This is a genomic window from Candidatus Protofrankia californiensis (assembly GCF_900634765.1).
GTDB lineage: Bacteria > Actinomycetota > Actinomycetes > Frankiales > Frankiaceae > Protofrankia > Protofrankia californiensis.
Genome location: NZ_CAAAFT010000111.1, coordinates 11,674 through 12,254, shown reverse-complemented (window position 1 = coordinate 12,254; position 581 = coordinate 11,674). Strand labels below are relative to the sequence as shown.

Genomic DNA, 581 nt, shown 5'->3' with positions numbered 1-581 from the left:
CCGCACCGACCGCCGGTACAGCGGGTCGGCACAGGAGGGGCTGAGCAGGACCGCGTCCATCCCGAGCCCTGCCGCCGACCGGAATATCGCGCCCAGGTTGGTGTGGCTGACGATGTCCTCGCAGACCAGCACCCGGCTCGCCGTGGCCAGGACGTCGGCCACCGGGGTCAGCGGGCGACGGCACATCGAGGCGAGCGCCCCGCGGTGCACCTGGAACCCGGTGATCGTGGCGAGCACGTCCGGACCGGCGAGGTAGACGGGGACGCCCGGCTCCAGATCGGCTGGGACGGTTGCGAACTTCGACAGGCCGACCAGCAACGATCGCGGACGGTAACCGGCCTGCCGGGCCCGTTCGATGACCATCTCGCCCTCGGCGATGAACAGGCCCTCGGCCGGTTCCCGCCGCCGCCGCAGGGCCACGTCGGTCAGCCCGACGTAGTCGCGGACCCGCTCGTCCGCGGGATCGTCGATCTCTATGACGTCCAATCCGCTCCCATCTCCCAGCCAGGCCGCGTACCCCGCAGGACGCGTCCATCACGGCAGTCACGGCAGTCACGGCAGTCACGGCAGTCACGGCAGTC

At 71.3% G+C, this 581-nt stretch carries 1 protein-coding gene; it reads right to left on the bottom strand.

Annotation, left to right across the window (positions count from 1 at the left end; translation table 11 throughout):
* Nucleotides 1-477 (bottom strand): TrmH family RNA methyltransferase (locus DD1DGNOD_RS06770; protein ID WP_430827766.1); only part of this gene is annotated, 477 nt, incomplete at its 3' end.
* Nucleotides 478-581: the final 104 nt, after the last annotated feature.